Annotated in this window: 13 protein-coding genes; 6 read left to right on the forward strand and 7 right to left on the reverse strand. The window is 65.7% G+C overall.

The genetic code is table 11. The annotated features are described in order from the left end of the window. Positions 1 to 238 precede the first annotated feature (238 nt). Genes QX048_RS23240 through QX048_RS23250 form a run of 3 tightly spaced genes read left to right on the forward strand, consistent with a single transcriptional unit; the run spans position 239 to position 2,480 of the window. Complete coding sequence (locus tag QX048_RS23240) at positions 239 to 790, forward strand: Mpo1-like protein (RefSeq protein ID WP_315825264.1); 552 nt, start codon at positions 239 to 241, stop codon at positions 788 to 790. Next, positions 790 to 1,815 carry an NAD-dependent epimerase/dehydratase family protein gene (locus tag QX048_RS23245; RefSeq protein ID WP_315825265.1) on the forward strand — a complete coding sequence of 342 codons (1,026 nt, stop codon included), beginning with the start codon at positions 790 to 792 and terminating at the stop codon, positions 1,813 to 1,815. Before QX048_RS23240 ends, QX048_RS23245 begins: the two co-directional genes overlap by 1 nt. Positions 1,816 to 1,856: 41 nt before the next feature. Continuing rightward, positions 1,857 to 2,480 carry an isoprenylcysteine carboxylmethyltransferase family protein gene (locus QX048_RS23250; protein ID WP_315752449.1) on the forward strand — a complete coding sequence of 208 codons (624 nt, stop codon included), beginning with the start codon at positions 1,857 to 1,859 and terminating at the stop codon, positions 2,478 to 2,480. 5 nt (positions 2,481 to 2,485) lie between these two features. Here the strand turns inward: QX048_RS23250 and QX048_RS23255 are convergent, their stop codons facing one another. Both QX048_RS23255 and QX048_RS23260 read right to left on the reverse strand, forming a co-directional pair. Beyond that, positions 2,486 to 3,532, reverse strand: a complete 1,047-nt coding sequence (locus tag QX048_RS23255; protein WP_315825266.1) for an alpha/beta fold hydrolase — start codon at positions 3,530 to 3,532, stop codon at positions 2,486 to 2,488. A 120-nt stretch (positions 3,533 to 3,652) separates the two neighbouring features. Continuing rightward, on the reverse strand, positions 3,653 to 4,384 hold the full coding sequence (locus QX048_RS23260) for a hypothetical protein (RefSeq protein WP_409999196.1): 732 nt from the start codon (positions 4,382 to 4,384) through the stop codon (positions 3,653 to 3,655). 284 nt (positions 4,385 to 4,668) lie between these two features. Between QX048_RS23260 and QX048_RS23265 the strand changes: the two genes are divergently transcribed. Then, positions 4,669 to 5,589 (forward strand): ABC transporter ATP-binding protein, encoded by a 921-nt coding sequence (locus tag QX048_RS23265; protein ID WP_315752447.1) that lies wholly within the window; start codon positions 4,669 to 4,671, stop codon positions 5,587 to 5,589. Beyond that, positions 5,586 to 6,347, forward strand: coding sequence for an ABC transporter permease (locus QX048_RS23270; RefSeq protein ID WP_315713411.1), 762 nt, complete (start codon positions 5,586 to 5,588; stop codon positions 6,345 to 6,347). Before QX048_RS23265 ends, QX048_RS23270 begins: the two co-directional genes overlap by 4 nt. 14 nt (positions 6,348 to 6,361) lie before the next feature. Here QX048_RS23270 and QX048_RS23275 read toward each other — a convergent pair whose 3' ends face one another. Further along, positions 6,362 to 6,712 (reverse strand): hypothetical protein, encoded by a 351-nt coding sequence (locus tag QX048_RS23275; RefSeq protein ID WP_316165961.1) that lies wholly within the window; start codon positions 6,710 to 6,712, stop codon positions 6,362 to 6,364. A 317-nt stretch (positions 6,713 to 7,029) separates the two neighbouring features. Here QX048_RS23275 and QX048_RS23280 point away from each other — a divergent pair, with 317 nt between their 5' ends. Beyond that, positions 7,030 to 7,818: a L,D-transpeptidase gene (locus QX048_RS23280; RefSeq protein ID WP_315713413.1), complete on the forward strand. Its 789-nt coding sequence runs from the start codon at positions 7,030 to 7,032 to the stop codon at positions 7,816 to 7,818. Positions 7,819 to 7,871: 53 nt separating this feature from the next. Here QX048_RS23280 and QX048_RS23285 read toward each other — a convergent pair whose 3' ends face one another. From QX048_RS23285 to QX048_RS23300, 4 genes are all read right to left on the reverse strand, one after another. Next, a complete protein-coding gene (locus QX048_RS23285; protein ID WP_315752444.1) occupies positions 7,872 to 8,897 on the reverse strand; it encodes an ABC transporter permease in 1,026 nt (341 codons plus the stop codon). A gap of 12 nt (positions 8,898 to 8,909) precedes the next feature. Next, a complete protein-coding gene (locus QX048_RS23290; protein ID WP_316165959.1) occupies positions 8,910 to 10,412 on the reverse strand; it encodes a sugar ABC transporter ATP-binding protein in 1,503 nt (500 codons plus the stop codon). Positions 10,413 to 10,425: 13 nt separating this feature from the next. Beyond that, a complete protein-coding gene (locus QX048_RS23295; RefSeq protein ID WP_315713416.1) occupies positions 10,426 to 11,379 on the reverse strand; it encodes a sugar-binding protein in 954 nt (317 codons plus the stop codon). Positions 11,380 to 11,885: 506 nt separating this feature from the next. Then, a complete protein-coding gene (locus tag QX048_RS23300; RefSeq protein ID WP_316200735.1) occupies positions 11,886 to 14,165 on the reverse strand; it encodes a fused MFS/spermidine synthase in 2,280 nt (759 codons plus the stop codon). Positions 14,166 to 14,244: the final 79 nt, after the last annotated feature.

The raw sequence follows: 14,244 nt of genomic DNA on the forward strand, positions 1-14,244 counted from the left end.
TTGAGACCTGCGCTGAGGCCATGAACCCAGCGCGCTGCAGGTGCGACTGTTGTCTCAGCAGGTTGCCGATACGCTATTCCCGACAGGCGCCAATGGAACCTGTTTTCAAGTCGGGTCGCGCGGCAATGCTGCTGGGCCGTGATTGCCGGGTTTGTCGATGCAGCCGCTTGATGGTATAGCCCCCTCTTTGCGGCCGTCGATTGAGCGACGGTCGATCTCATTGACGAGCGAGCCAGCCATGAACGCCATGTTCCGACGCCAGATGGTCGACTACGTCGAATACCATCGCGATCCGCGCAACGGCCTGATGCATGTGTTCGGGATCATCCTGTTGTTCCTGGGCGCCGTGCTGCCCCTGAGCTTGTGGCATTTCGACGCGTTCGGCATCCGGATCGGCCTCGGCGCCGTGCTGGCGCTGCCCGTCCTACTCTACTGGCTGCTGCTCGATGCCGCACTCGGGGCCGGCATCCTGGCCTTCGCCGTTCTGTTCCTTGCTGCGGCCATGATGATCGCCGATCACGTCCATGGCGTCGCCTTCTGGGCGCTGTTTGCCGCGCTCATCATCTTCGGCTTTGTCTCGCAGGCCGTGGGCCACAAGGTGTTCGAGCGCAACAATCCATCTCTGCTGGATCATCCGGCGCATCTCTTTCTCGGTCCGATGTTCGTGATGGCGAAATTGTACATGGCGTTGGGTCTGCGGCCTTCGGTGTCCGACCTCATCGCGCCGGACTGGTCGCCGGATCGGCTCGCATCGGACCGGCTTCAAGGCGATCAGCACTCGCGCCCCTAATGAAAGTCCTCGTCACCGGCGGCAGCGGTTTCATCGGCCATCACCTCGTCTCTGCGCTCGCGACGCGGGGCGCGGAGGTGCGTGTGCTCGATATTCGCTGCCCCAGCCACATGATCGCTGACGTCGAGTACATCGAAGGCTCGGTGCTCGATGCGGGCCTGGTGAAGCAGGCGGTCGCCGGCGTCGATCAGGTCTATCATCTGGCTGGACTGCCCGGCATGTGGATGCCGGACCGCGAGGACTTCTACCGCGTCAATTGCGTGGGCACGGAGACGGTGCTGGCGGCGGCGCGCGCCGGCCGGGTGCGCCGGTTCCTGCACTGTTCGACCGAATCCATCCTGTTCAACTATCCCGGCTCGACCGGCGCCGCATCGGCACCGACCGCACCGCCGGCCGAGGCGATGCCGGGCGCCTATACGCGCTCCAAGGCGCTGGCGGAGGCCCGCGCCATGGCCGCCGCGGCGGACGGCTTCCCCGTCGTGGTGGGCACGCCGACAATGCCGATCGGGCCGCACGACAGCAACCTGACACCGCCCTCGCAGATGCTGCGGCACTTCCTGGACAGCCGGCTCCAGCTCTATCTCGACTTCGTCGTCAACCTGGTCGACGTCCGCGACGTCGCGGACGGCCTGATCCTGGCGATGGAGCGCGGCAAGGTCGGCGGCCGCTACGTGTTCGGCGGCGAGAGCCTGCGTCTCAGCCGGATCCTCGATCTCATGGCGGCGATCAGCGGCCGCAAACATGTCGCGGTCGCCGTGCCCGGCCGGCTGGCCGAGCTGTCGGCGGGCATGCTCGAGCTCGTCTCCGATCACCTCACCAAGCGCTGCCCGTCCGGCACCGCCGAGGGGGTGCGGATCGCCCGCGCGGCCTCGGATCTGTCGATCGACAGGGCCAAACGCGAGCTCGGCTACGTCCCGCGCCCGATCGAGCCGACCTTGCGCGAGACGATCGGCTTTCTGCTCGGTTCCGAGCCGGGAAAGCGGCTCGACGGTAAACAACACCCTTTTCGCACCGCGGCCGAATAGCTAAGAGCAGCCGGTCCCAGGTCTCATAACGGTTCCAACACATGTCCGGCGATGCCAGCCCCATCTCGTCGTTTGCGTTCAGCGGATGGACCACCACCTGGCCCACCTCGCTGCTGGCCATCATCTGGCTGATCTGGCTCGCGAGCTGGGTCGGCGCCTCGTTCTGGTCGGGGCAGACCCGCAAGCATGTGACGGTGATCAAGACCAGCCGCTATCACGCGCTGATCGTGCTCGGCGGCATCCTGTTCACGCCGTGGACCTCGCGCCTGCTCGGCGAGAAACCGTTCTGGACTCCCGGTGAGACCGGCGTCTACCTGCTGACCGTCGTCACCCTGGCCGGCATCGCCTTCACTTGGTGGGCGCGCATCCATCTCGGCCGCTTCTGGTCCAACGCGATCACCCACAAGGAAGGCCACAAGGTCATCGACACCGGCCCCTACGGCATGGTCCGTCACCCCATCTATACCGGGCTGATCCTCGGCATGATCGCCACCGGCATCGCGGTGGGCACGGTGACCGCCGTGCTGGGCGCCGTCCTGATCTCGCTCGGGATGGCCTGGAAGGCAAAGATGGAAGAGGTCTTCCTCGCGCAGGAGCTCGGGCCGGATTACGTCACCTACCGGCAGCGCGTGCCGATGATCATTCCGTTCCTGCCGCCGGGCTAGAGCGCTCAGCGTCTGGCCTGGGCTTCCGAAGGCGGCTGCGGCGACTGGTTTGCCGCCTGCGGCAGCAGGTGGCGCGGCAGGATGATGCGCTGGCCGGGGACCAACGGCTGGGTGGCGAGGCCGCGGTTGGATTGCTGGAGCGCCCAGAGCGGAACGTGATAATTGGTGGCGATCTGGTCCAGGGTCTCGCCCGGCCGTACCGCCAGAGCAGTGCCGCTGTCCCACAGCTCCACGGAGGCTTTCGGCGGCACCAAATAGCGCAGCGGCACCGGCTCCGCGTCGGCGGTGGCCGAGGTCTGCGACAATTGGCTGATCATGGTGACCAATTGGGCGTGCACGTCCTCCATCTTGTCGATGTTGATGTGCGTGACCTCATCATGATCCTTCATGTCGAAGCTGGCGTAGTGACCGCGAAAGCCGGGCTCCGGCTTGACGTCGCCGCCGCCGAGAATGTTGTCGGACAGGAACAGGTTGATGAAGCGCTGCACGTTGGGCGGCACGCTCTTGGTCGCATGCGCCGGATCGACGGTGACGACGAGGGCAACCGGGATGTTCTGCTCCTGCAGCGTGATCGCGATGCGGACGCTGCACAGCCCGCCCATCGAATGGCCGATCAGCACGATCGGGCCCGGCTCCTGGCGGTAGTTCTTGGCCACCTGGAGCGCGATCAGGTCGCACAGCGTGAATTCATAGACACTGGCCCGGTAGCCGGCCTGCTCGATCTTTTCGGCCAGACGATCCATCCCGGTCGAGAACAGCGGCCCGAGCGCGCCGCGGAACAGGTACACCCGCGGCGGCGGCAGCGGCTGGCTGATCTCGGGCGGCGCAGTCGGTACGGCGCGGATCGCCGCGGGGGTTGCTGCCGGGGATGCCTTGGCGGATCTGGTCGGCGCGGGGGCGGACGCAGCGCCGGGCTGGGCGGCCCGCGAGATGCTTGGGGCGGCAAGTCCGGCGAGGAAAGGTGCGGTGACGAGGATCGCGAGCAGTCTCCTGCCGGCAGCCACCTTGGCTGGACCGAGCCACCGCCTCGCGATTCGCGCCACGCTGGTCATTCGCGCTCCCGGGAAAGCTCTCGGCTGAGATCAAGCAGGGTCATATCCCTCCCTGCCATACCGTTTGTCGCCGCCGAATGGGAGCATTTTGGGGCGCGCGCCCAGTGGCGCGGCCGCCGACTACCGGTAGCCGGTCACGTTGGCCGCGCGCTGCGGCGCGGCCATGCGCGTCGGCGGCGCCGCCGGGCGGCCGCGGCCGCCGAACACCACGCCATCGATGGCACCGATCACCTTCTGCTGCATGATCTGGTTCTTCTCGATCGTGACGTGGCCGACACCGGGAACCGACTGGACGTCGACATTCTCGAGCTTGCCGCGGAAGCCGTCGTCGCGGCGGACCGGCTCGCCGGCACCGCTGGCGATGTAGAAATTGATGTAGCGCTCGGCGTTGCCGCCGACGAGCTTGGTCTTGAACACCGAATCGAGCCCGATCGCGAGCTTCACCGGCACCCCGAGCTGGCCGAGCTTGTTGATCATGTCCGGCAGCGCGGTCGCGCCGGAGGAATGGCCCACCAGGATGATGGTCTTGATCCGGCCGGCGCGATAGGCGGCAGCCGCTTCGTCGGCGAGCGACGACCACGACACGAAATTGGCGACCGTGTTCGGAATGCCCTGCGAATCCAGCTTGGCGGCGATGTCGTCGAGCCCGAGCGAGAAGATGTTGAGCACGCCGCGCAGCAGATAGACATGCGTGGTGCTGGCGGCGCTTGCGGCCGCCGGGCTCGGTGCCGCCCGGACCGATCCGGTGCCGAGCGGCAGAGCCAGCGCAACGGCCAGCGCCACCATGCCAAAGCAGCGCGCCGAGAGGCTGCGCTTGAAGGTGGGTCGAACGGTGCTGGCGCGTGCCGTCATCGGTCCTTCTCCGCGGCGGAAATGTCGAGACGGCGCGACCGTACCCAAGATGCTCGCGGACGCAACATCGTCGGACATCGCAAGGCGGCGTTCCTCCTCAGACGTGGCTGAGCGGCAACACTCAGCCATATCGGCCACGGAAAAGCCCAACAAGCGACATGATCGAGGGCGGCGCGCACGATTGCGCGAACGCATCGCCGTCCCTATCTGAGCGCTTCGCCTGCGCCCCCTCCTCCGCGCAGCTCCCCCGCTCTTTATCGAATCCCTCGCATCGAATCCCCGTGATGGCTCCCGTCATTTCCGTTACCGGCCTGTCGAAGACCTATTCCTCGGGCTTCACCTCGCTCAACAATGTCGATCTCGCGATCGAGCGGGGCGAGATCTTCGCGCTGCTCGGGCCCAACGGCGCGGGCAAGACGACTCTGATCAGCATCATCTGCGGCATCGTCAATGCGTCCGCGGGCAAGGTCGCGGTCGGCGGCCACGACATCAACCGCGACTACCGTGCCGCACGGGCGCTGATCGGGCTGGTGCCGCAGGAGCTGCACACCGATTCGTTCGAGACCGTATGGGCCACGGTCAGCTTCAGCCGGGGGCTGTTCGGCAAGCCGAAGAACCCCGCCCTGATCGAGAAGATCCTCAAGGACCTGTCGCTCTGGGACAAGAAGGACGCCAAGATCATCACGCTCTCCGGCGGCATGAAGCGCCGCGTGATGATCGCGAAGGCGCTCTCGCACGAGCCGCAGGTGCTGTTCCTGGACGAGCCGACCGCGGGCGTCGACGTCGAGCTGCGTAAGGGGATGTGGGACGTCGTGCGCGAGCTGAAGGCCGCCGGCGTCACCATCATTCTCACCACGCACTACATCGAGGAAGCCGAGGAGATGGCCGATCGCGTCGGCGTCATCAACAAGGGCGAGATCGTGCTGGTCGAGGACAAGGCCAAGCTGATGGCGAAGCTCGGCCGGAAGCGGCTGAGCCTGCATCTGCAACACCGGATCGAGACCATCCCCGAGACGCTCGCGCCCTATCATCTGGCGCTGTCGGACGACGGCTGGCGGCTCGCCTATGACTACGATACCAAGGGCGAGCGCACCGGCATCACCAGCCTGCTCGGCGATCTCAGGACCGCCGGCATCCGCTTCGTCGATCTCGAGACCAAGCAATCATCCCTTGAAGACATCTTCGTGAGCCTGGTGCGGCAATGAATTTTCGCGCGGTCGCCGCAATCTACAAGTTCGAAATGGCGCGCACCTGGCGCACGCTGCTGCAGAGCATCGTGTCGCCCGTCGTGTCGACGTCGCTCTACTTCGTGGTGTTCGGCGCCGCGATCGGCTCGCGCATCAGCCACGTCGAGGGCGTCAGCTACGGCACCTTCATTGTGCCCGGCCTCGTGATGCTGTCCGTGCTGACCCAGAGCATCTCCAACGCCTCGTTCGGGATCTACTTCCCGAAATTCATCGGCACGATCTACGAGATCCTCTCGGCGCCGATCTCGCATTTCGAGATCGTGCTCGGCTATGTCGGCGCGGCCGCGACGAAATCCATCATTCTCGGGCTGATCATCCTCGCGACCGCCGGGCTGTTCGTGCCGCTGCACATCCAGCATCCGGTGTGGATGCTGTCGTTCCTGGTGCTGACGGCCGTGACCTTCAGCCTGTTCGGCTTCATCATCGGCATCTGGGCCGACGGCTTCGAGAAGCTGCAGATGGTCCCGATGCTGGTGGTGACGCCGCTCACGTTCCTCGGCGGCAGCTTCTACTCGGTCAACATGCTGCCGCCGACCTGGCATTCGATCGCGCTGCTCAACCCGGTGGTCTACCTGATCTCGGGCTTTCGCTGGAGCTTCTACGAGATCGCCGACGTCAGGGTGGAAATCAGCGTCGGCGTGACGCTGCTGTTCCTGGCGATCTGCATGACGATCATCTGGTGGATCTTCAAGACGGGCTACCGGCTCAAGCATTGAGCCGGCGCCTCAACTCAGCGGTAGCAGTGGAAGCGGCCGTAGCCGTCGCGGTATCCCCGGCAGTGATAGTGCCGGTGGTAATAAGAGCGGTGCGGAATGCCGAGCACGCCTTCGACGGCGCCCACGGCTCCGCCGACGCCGGCACCAACCGCGCCGCCGACGACGCCGCCCACCGGACCGGCGATGCGGTTGCCTTCGTGCGCCCCTTCGTGGGCGCCACGGATAATGCCCTGGGCATGGGCGAATTGCGGCAGCGCCAGCCAGGCCAGCGCCAGGACGACCAGCGCGAGCGCAGCCAGCAGATAGGTCAGCTTCTGCGGCGCGCGATCATCGAGCACCGCCGTCTTGGCCTTCATCGTCAACATTTTGAGTCCTGGGAACCGCATGGGGGAATCCTTGAAACGCGGATGCGGCCAAAAAGTTGCGCGGTCGTGACGAATTGCACCGATTAGAGAGGTCCCAAAACGCCGGAATGAAAGACCATCCGCGGTCGCGAAAATGTCAGCGCCGATGAACGCGGGGAGCCTTTGTCCTGGTCCTGCCCGACATTAAGGTTGAGGCTGCCCTCGGCTGGAACAAAGCCGGCAATTCCGACATAGTGCAGGCCGAGGCGATGACCTGGGCGTTAAAGTCCCGTTTTGAGGTCTCTCCACAGTCGAGGGCCCTGGAGGCCAGAGGTTAGATGCGTACCATCCTTTTTGCAGTTGCCGGCTTCGCCTTTCTGTCGGCCACGCCGGCTCTGGCCAAGATCGACATCACGGTCGACAAGAACAGCCAGATCATGACGGTCGCCGTCGATGGCGTCGAGCGCTATCGATGGCCAGTCTCGACCGGCATTCCCTCACGGGAAACGCCGAATGGCTCGTTCCGCGCCTTCCGCATGGAGGCCGATCATTTTTCCAAGGAATTCGACGACGCACCGATGCCGCATTCGATCTTCTTCACGAAGGTCGGTCACGCGATTCACGGCACGGATTCGGAGGGCCGGCTCGGCACCCCCGCGTCTCACGGCTGCGTCCGGCTGTCGAAGGCGAATGCCACGACGCTCTACGACCTGGTGCAAAAGGACGGCGTGCTCAACACCACGGTGACCCTGACCGGCTCGGCCGAGGTGGCGCTGGCGCGCAATCCACGCCGCGGCACCGCTGTTGCCCGCCGCGACGTGCCGCAGCAGTATGATGACAGTGGCGAGCCGGTCGTGCTGACGCCGCAGCCACAGATGCTGCCCGGACGCCAGGTCGTTCCGCAGCAGCGGCCCGATGACGGCTACATCTATCCCGCCGACGGCAGCGACAACGGCGTGCGTTATCCGGCGCCGCGCGGCACGGCCCGGCGCGTCTATGACGCCCAGGCCTATCCGCAGCAGCAGCAGTACGATTACCAAAACGGCAATCCGAGCTACGCGCAGCCGCGCTATTACCAGCCGCGCTCTTATTATCAGCCGCGCGGCTACTACACCTATCAGGACTGATCGCGCATTGATCCTCGCGGCCGGGCGCTGTTGCGCAGCGCATCGGCGCCTCCTCACTCGGCGTTGACCCGCTCGAGCGAGGCGGACGCGCGATCGGCGCTGGCCTGCCCGCGGGCCGTCGGCATGCGCGCGCGCCGCTGCACGAAATACTGATCGGCCAGCACGCCGATCAGGATCACCGTGCCCATCACGGCGAAATTGAGCGAGCTCGGGATGCCCAGCAGATTGACCAGGTTCTGCAGCATCTGCAGCAGGATTGTGCCGAGCACGACGCCGATGACCGAGCCCTCGCCGCCGCGCAGCGAACAGCCCCCGAGCACCGCTGCGGCGATCGCATAGAGCTCGTAGAACGAGCCGTGTACCGCCGGCGAGATCGAGCGGGTGTACATCGCCAGCAGGACCGCGGCGAGCGCCGTCAGGGCGCCGCAGATCACATAGGCCGCGATCGTCACCCGATCGGACCGGATGCCGGAGTAGCGCGCCGCCTCCTCGTTCTTGCCGACCGCGTAGAAATAGCGGCCGTACACCGAGCGGTGCAGCACCAGCCAGGCGATGCCGGCCACGATGGCGAGCGCCACGACGCTATGCGGCAGTGGAAAGCCGAGGACATCGGTGCGGCCGGCGGCCAACCATTCCAGCGCCGGGAAGCTCGCGCCGTAGCCGAAGCCGGCCGTGGCATCCTCGGTGTAATAACGGGCCGCGCCGCGATAGATCAAAAGTCCGCACAGGGTCACCACGAAGGGCTGGATGCGCATCTTGGTCACCAGCGTGCCGTGGACCATGCCGATGGCGACGCCGCCGGCGAGGATGAGGAACAAGGCGGCGACCCAGTCGACGTCCCGGTTGACGATGAGGTCGATGAACAGCACGCCGAGCAACGCGATCACCGAGCCCACGGCGAGCTCGATGCCGCCAACGATGATGACGAAGGCCTCGGCGATCGAGAAGATTCCGAACATGCCGACCTGGTTGGCGGTATTGGAGAGGTTGCCGACCAGCAGGAAGCGCGGGTTGATGAAGGCGACGACGGCGCCGACCACCAGGATCAGGATCAGCAGGCTGAGATCTTTTTTCTGCACGGGCGCCCTCGCTCAGACGGTATGGCCGACGGCGAGCTGAAGCACGTTGTGCTCGCTGAACTCGTTGCGGGCCAGGAAGCCCGAAATCATGCCTTCATGCATCACGGCGATCCGGTCGCTCACCCCGATCACCTCCTCCATGTCGCTCGAGATCATCAGGATCGCGACGCCGGAATCCGCCAGCCGCCGCAGCATGTCGTAGATCTCCTGCTTGGCGCCGACATCGATGCCCCGGGTCGGCTCGTCGAAGATCAAGACCTTTGGCCGCATCGACAGCCATTTGGCGAGCACGACCTTCTGCTGGTTGCCGCCGGACAAGGTGCCGACCGAGACCTTGACGTCGGACGCCCGGATCTTGAGCCGTTCGCGCTGCCGGTCGGCATTCTCGGTCTCACGCCTGATGTCGACAAGTCCAAAGCTGAGATAGGAGGCGAGATCCGGCAGCGAGATATTCTCGGCGATCGACAGGTCGAGCAGCAGGCCGCAGGCCTTGCGGTCTTCCGGAATGAGATAGATGCCGCGATCGATCGCCGCGCGCGGCGTCGAGATGCGGATCGGCTCGCCCTCCAGGCTGATGCCCCCGGCCAGCAGCGGCTCGACGCCGAAGATGCCGCGCGCGAGCTCGGTGCGGCCGGAGCCGACGAGACCTGCAAGCCCGAGGATCTCGCCGCGCCGGAGCTGCAGGCTGACGGCCTGGTTGGGATAGGTCGCGGTCACGGCCTCCACCACGTCGAGCACGGCCTCGCCGGGCGGCGCGGCCGGCGGCACGTAGAGTGACCGCAGGTCCCGGCCGATCATCAGCCGGATCATCGCGGCAGGACTGAGCTCGTCCCGCGTGAGCGCGCCAACCATGCGGCCGTCGCGCAGCACGATCGCGCGATCGGCGCATTGCATGACTTCGTTCAAGCGATGCGTGATGAAGATGACGCTGACCCCGCCCGCCTTCAGGCCGGCGATGACCTGCATCAGCCGCTCGGTTTCCGACAGCGTCAGGCTGGAGGTCGGCTCGTCCATGATCACGCAGCGCGCATCGAGCGACAAAGCCTTCATGATCTCGACCAGCTGGCGCTGCGCCAAAGACAGCTCGGCAAGCGGCGTCTCCGGCTCGAAATCGGCCCCGAGGCGCGCGATCAGCGGGCGCACCCTGGCTCGCAGCGTCGCCCGGTCGATCAGCCGCAGCGGACCGCCATAGACCGGCTCGCGGCCGATGAAGACGTTGCCTGCGACATCGAGATTGTCGAACAGGTTCAGCTCCTGGTGGACGAAGGCGATGCCGGACGCGATCGCGTCCGCCACCGTGTAGCTGGTCCGCGCCGTGCCATCGATCCGGATCGTGCCGCTGCTCGGCTCGACGACGCCGCCGAGCACGCGCATCAAGGTCGACTTGCCGGCGCCGTTCTCGCCGACCAGGGCGATCACCTCGCCGGGCGCGACCGACAGGCTGGCGTGGTCGAGCGCGACCACGCCAGGATAGGTCTTGCCGATGTCGATCAGCTCGAGGAAGGGCTCGCGCACGCCGGCCGTCGCGCTACTTCTTCAGCATCTGCTTCATCTGCGCCATGAAGTCGTCGACGTTCGACTTCTCGATCACCTTGCCGGGCACGATGATGATGCCGTTCGCCGGCACGCCCGACTTGTCGCCCTCAACAACCTTCGCCATCAGCTTCATGCCCTGATAGCCCCACTCGAACGGCTGCTGCACGACGGTGCCCTCGATCGCGCCGTCCTTGACACCGCCGAGCGTGATCGGATCCTCGTCGAAGCCGATGATCTTGATCTTGCCGAGCTTGCCGGCCTCCTTCAGCACCTCATAGATGCGCGGGGTGTTGTAGGAATAGAAACCGACCAGGCAGCTCACGTCCGGCATCGCTGCCAGGATGTCCTCGACATTGCGCTTGGCCCGGGTCTGGTCGATCTCGTCGCCGCGCACGTCGACCAGTTCGACCTTCGATCCCTTGATGGTCTCCTTCACGCCTTCGATGCGCTCGCGAGCGTTGTCAGCCCCGAGCAGGCCGACGAAGCCGACACATTTGCCGCCGTTCGGGAGCGCCTTCAGCATCAGCTTGCCGGCATCCTTGCCGAGCTCGGTATTGGAGGAGCCGATATAGGCGATGCGTTTGGATTGCGGGGCGTCGCTGTCGGTGGTGAAGAGCACCGTCTGTGCGGCAATCTTGTTGAGGTGCTCAGTCTGGTTCTTCGGATCGACGGCACTCACCATGATTCCGGCGGCCCCGGCCGCGACGAGGTCATCCAGCATCCGCTGCTGCACGGCGGCTGCCGCCTGCTCGGGATATTTGAGCTGCAGGTTGTAATTGGGCAGCTCGCCCTGCGCCTTCTTCACGCCGGCCTCGGCGATCTTCCAGAAGTCGGAGGCACCATTGACGACGAAGGCGAGGACCTTCTTGTCCGCGGCTCCCGCGGAGCCGAGACCGAGCGCCATCGACAACAAGGCAGACGCACCGGCAATCCAAAGACGCTTCATTGAACCCCTCCCATGTGAAGCCGGCCTGCTTTGATGCGGCCGGCATTTTGTAGTCGAACGATATCTAGTCGCGAACAGTCGTCTCTCGTCCGAACCGCTGGCTCCGCCCGGACGAACAGCACCTCGATCTGGACAGCGTCCGCGCGATCGTTCGCTCAGGGCAAGACGACCAGACCGGTCCCTCACCGCTCAGTTTGCGATCGAGCTCGACTGCGCGTGCGTGCCCCAACCCACCCATTCGAAGACGCGCAAAGTACCGGCTTCAAATGAGGGGCGCACCTCAAGGTAGCATGGTCATGACGGGCACGCAACAGAGGCCCGCACAGAAAGCGCGAAACCACTGCGTTTTGCGATGCGGTACAGCAAAGTCGGTGATCAGACGCTCGAGAAATCGATGCGGCAATGCAACCGAGGCCCGCCGCTGACGAGGCGCGCACCTCTTTGGGCGCAGACGCCATCATCACGGCGATCCGGGCCCGGCGACGTCGAACGGCGGCAGTGCCCTGTTACTCGCCGTCGCGCAGCCGCCGATACACCGCGCCGAGAATGTTCGAATAATCGTCGGTCCAGACCCGTTCGCCGTCGGTCGGCTCGGTTTCGGTCCACTTGTCCGAGGAGGCCAGCTTGCCGACGTCGGCGTCCTCGCGCGCGCTGATGACGACGTCGGTGGAGAAGATGTACTCGTCGTCGCGACCGGAGTCCTCGTTGTAGACCCAGCTCTTCAGGTCGTTGGCGTCGGCGATGCCGACGACGACGCTCTCCAGCTCCAGATGGCGATTGGAGACGTGCATCACGACGGCGCCCTGCGGCGCCAGCTTCGCCTTGTAGATCGCCATCGCCTCCTCCGTCGCCAGATGGATCGGAATCGCATCCGAGGAATAGGCGTCGACGATGATCAGATCGTAGGCGCCGTCCGGTTCCTTGGCAAAGGTCAGCCGGGCATCGCCGATGACGGGCTTGATGTCCGGCGCGCAGTTCCTGATGTAGCTGAAATATTTCGTGTCGCTGGCGGTGTCGACCATGGTCTGATCGATCTCGAAGAATTTCCAGCTCTCGCCAGGCTCGGCTGCGCATGTGAGCGTGCCGGCGCCGACGCCGATGACGGCGACCTTGAGCGGCGCGCCCTTGCGCTTCCGGATCGCGGTGATGGCGCGGCCGATGCCGCCGTCCTTGTGATAGTAGGTGATCGGCTCGGGCCGCCCCGTCACCTTGGAGCCATCGGCGTTGAGATATTTCTGCGCGCCGTGAATGGTCGTGCCGTGCATCAGCACGTGGTAGTGCCCGTCCGATGTCACCACGATCTTGTGCACGCCGAAGAAGCTGCGCACCGTCTCGACGCGGCCGTCATCGGCCGGATAGGCGCGGATCAGGACGAGCGCGAGCGCGGCCGTCGCGAACACCTTCCAGCGGCCACCGTTCAGCAGCAGAGCGAGCAGCGCTGCGAGCACACCCACGGCGCCCGCGACATAGACGCGGTGGTCCTCGAGATAGGTCGTGACCTTACCGGTCATGCCGGCGGGCACCAGCAGCGCGACGGCGATGACCGCGAGCGGGAGCCAGTACCAGCGCGTGATCCCGGGCAAGCGCTCGTTGGCCGCGGGCCGGCACAGCGCCGCCAGCGCCAGCAGGATCGGATATTCGGCAACCCATGAGAAGGTGAAGGGGGCGATCAAGCCGGCGAACAGGCCGCCGACCATGCCACCGAACGACAGCGCGACATAGAAGCCGGTGAGATATTTGGCCGGCGGGCGCGTGCGCGCGAGCTCGCCATGGCAGGCCATGGCGATGATGAAGAAGCAGAGCTGGTGACCGCCGAGCGTGAGCGCGAGATTCTGCTCGCCGCCGAAGGCGAGCAGCACGACGACGCCGGCGATCGCCAGCGGCTGCAGCGCCAGCATCCATTTGTGCGGCAGCAGCGGCCGCGACTGGAACACCAGCACCCAAGTCAGCAGATAGAGCGACAGCGGCAGCACCCACAGCAAGGGGGCGGCCGCGACGTCGGTGGAGATGTGCGCGGTCACCGCGATCAGCAGGCCGGAGGGCACCGCGGCCAGGAAAATCCAGCGCAGGCGCAGCAGCCAGCGTGGCGCCGGCGCATGGCTGTCGCCGGTGTGCAGCAGGCTCGTCACGATCACGGGCGACCGCAACAGCAGGACGCCGCAGCCGGCGATCAGCGCGATCAGGAGGCCATAGCCGACGGTCCAGATCAGGTTCTGCATGCGCAGGCTGAAGATCGGCTCGATCAGCAGAGGATAGGACAGCAGCGCCAGAAAGCTGCCGATGTTCGACGACGCATAGAGGAAATACGGGTCGGGCGCGGCCGGATGACCCGTGCGCACGAACCACGCCTGCAGCAGCGGATTGTTGGCGGCGAGCGCGAAAAACGGCAGGCCGATCGACACGGTGAACAGGCCAAGCAGCCACAGCCCGTAGCCCGAGGTCGGCGGATCGCCCCAGCTACTCGCGATCGACAGCGGCAAGCCCAGGATGGCGAAACCGAGCAGCAGCAGATGAATCGCGATCGGCAGCACCCGGCTGCGGAGCTGGGTGAGAAAATGCGCATAGGCGTAGCCCGCCAGCAGCAGGGTCTGGAAGAACACCATCGCCACCGACCACACCGCCGGCGAGCCGCCGAGTCGCGGCAGCACCATCTTGGTGAACAGCGGCTGCACCGAGAACAACAGCAGCGCGCTGACGAAAATGGCGGCGGTATAGACGACGAGCACCAGCCGGTTGCGTGCGGCGGAGGGCTGAGCGACGGCGGCGGGCGAGGCGATTGAGGTCATGACAACTCCGGCAGCAGCGCGGCCGGCATCAGATGCCGAGGCCGGACCGCGATGAGCAGACGAGACATAGCGGATCGCA

This window comes from Bradyrhizobium sp. SZCCHNS30572, assembly GCF_032484415.1.
In the GTDB taxonomy this organism is placed as follows: domain Bacteria; phylum Pseudomonadota; class Alphaproteobacteria; order Rhizobiales; family Xanthobacteraceae; genus Bradyrhizobium.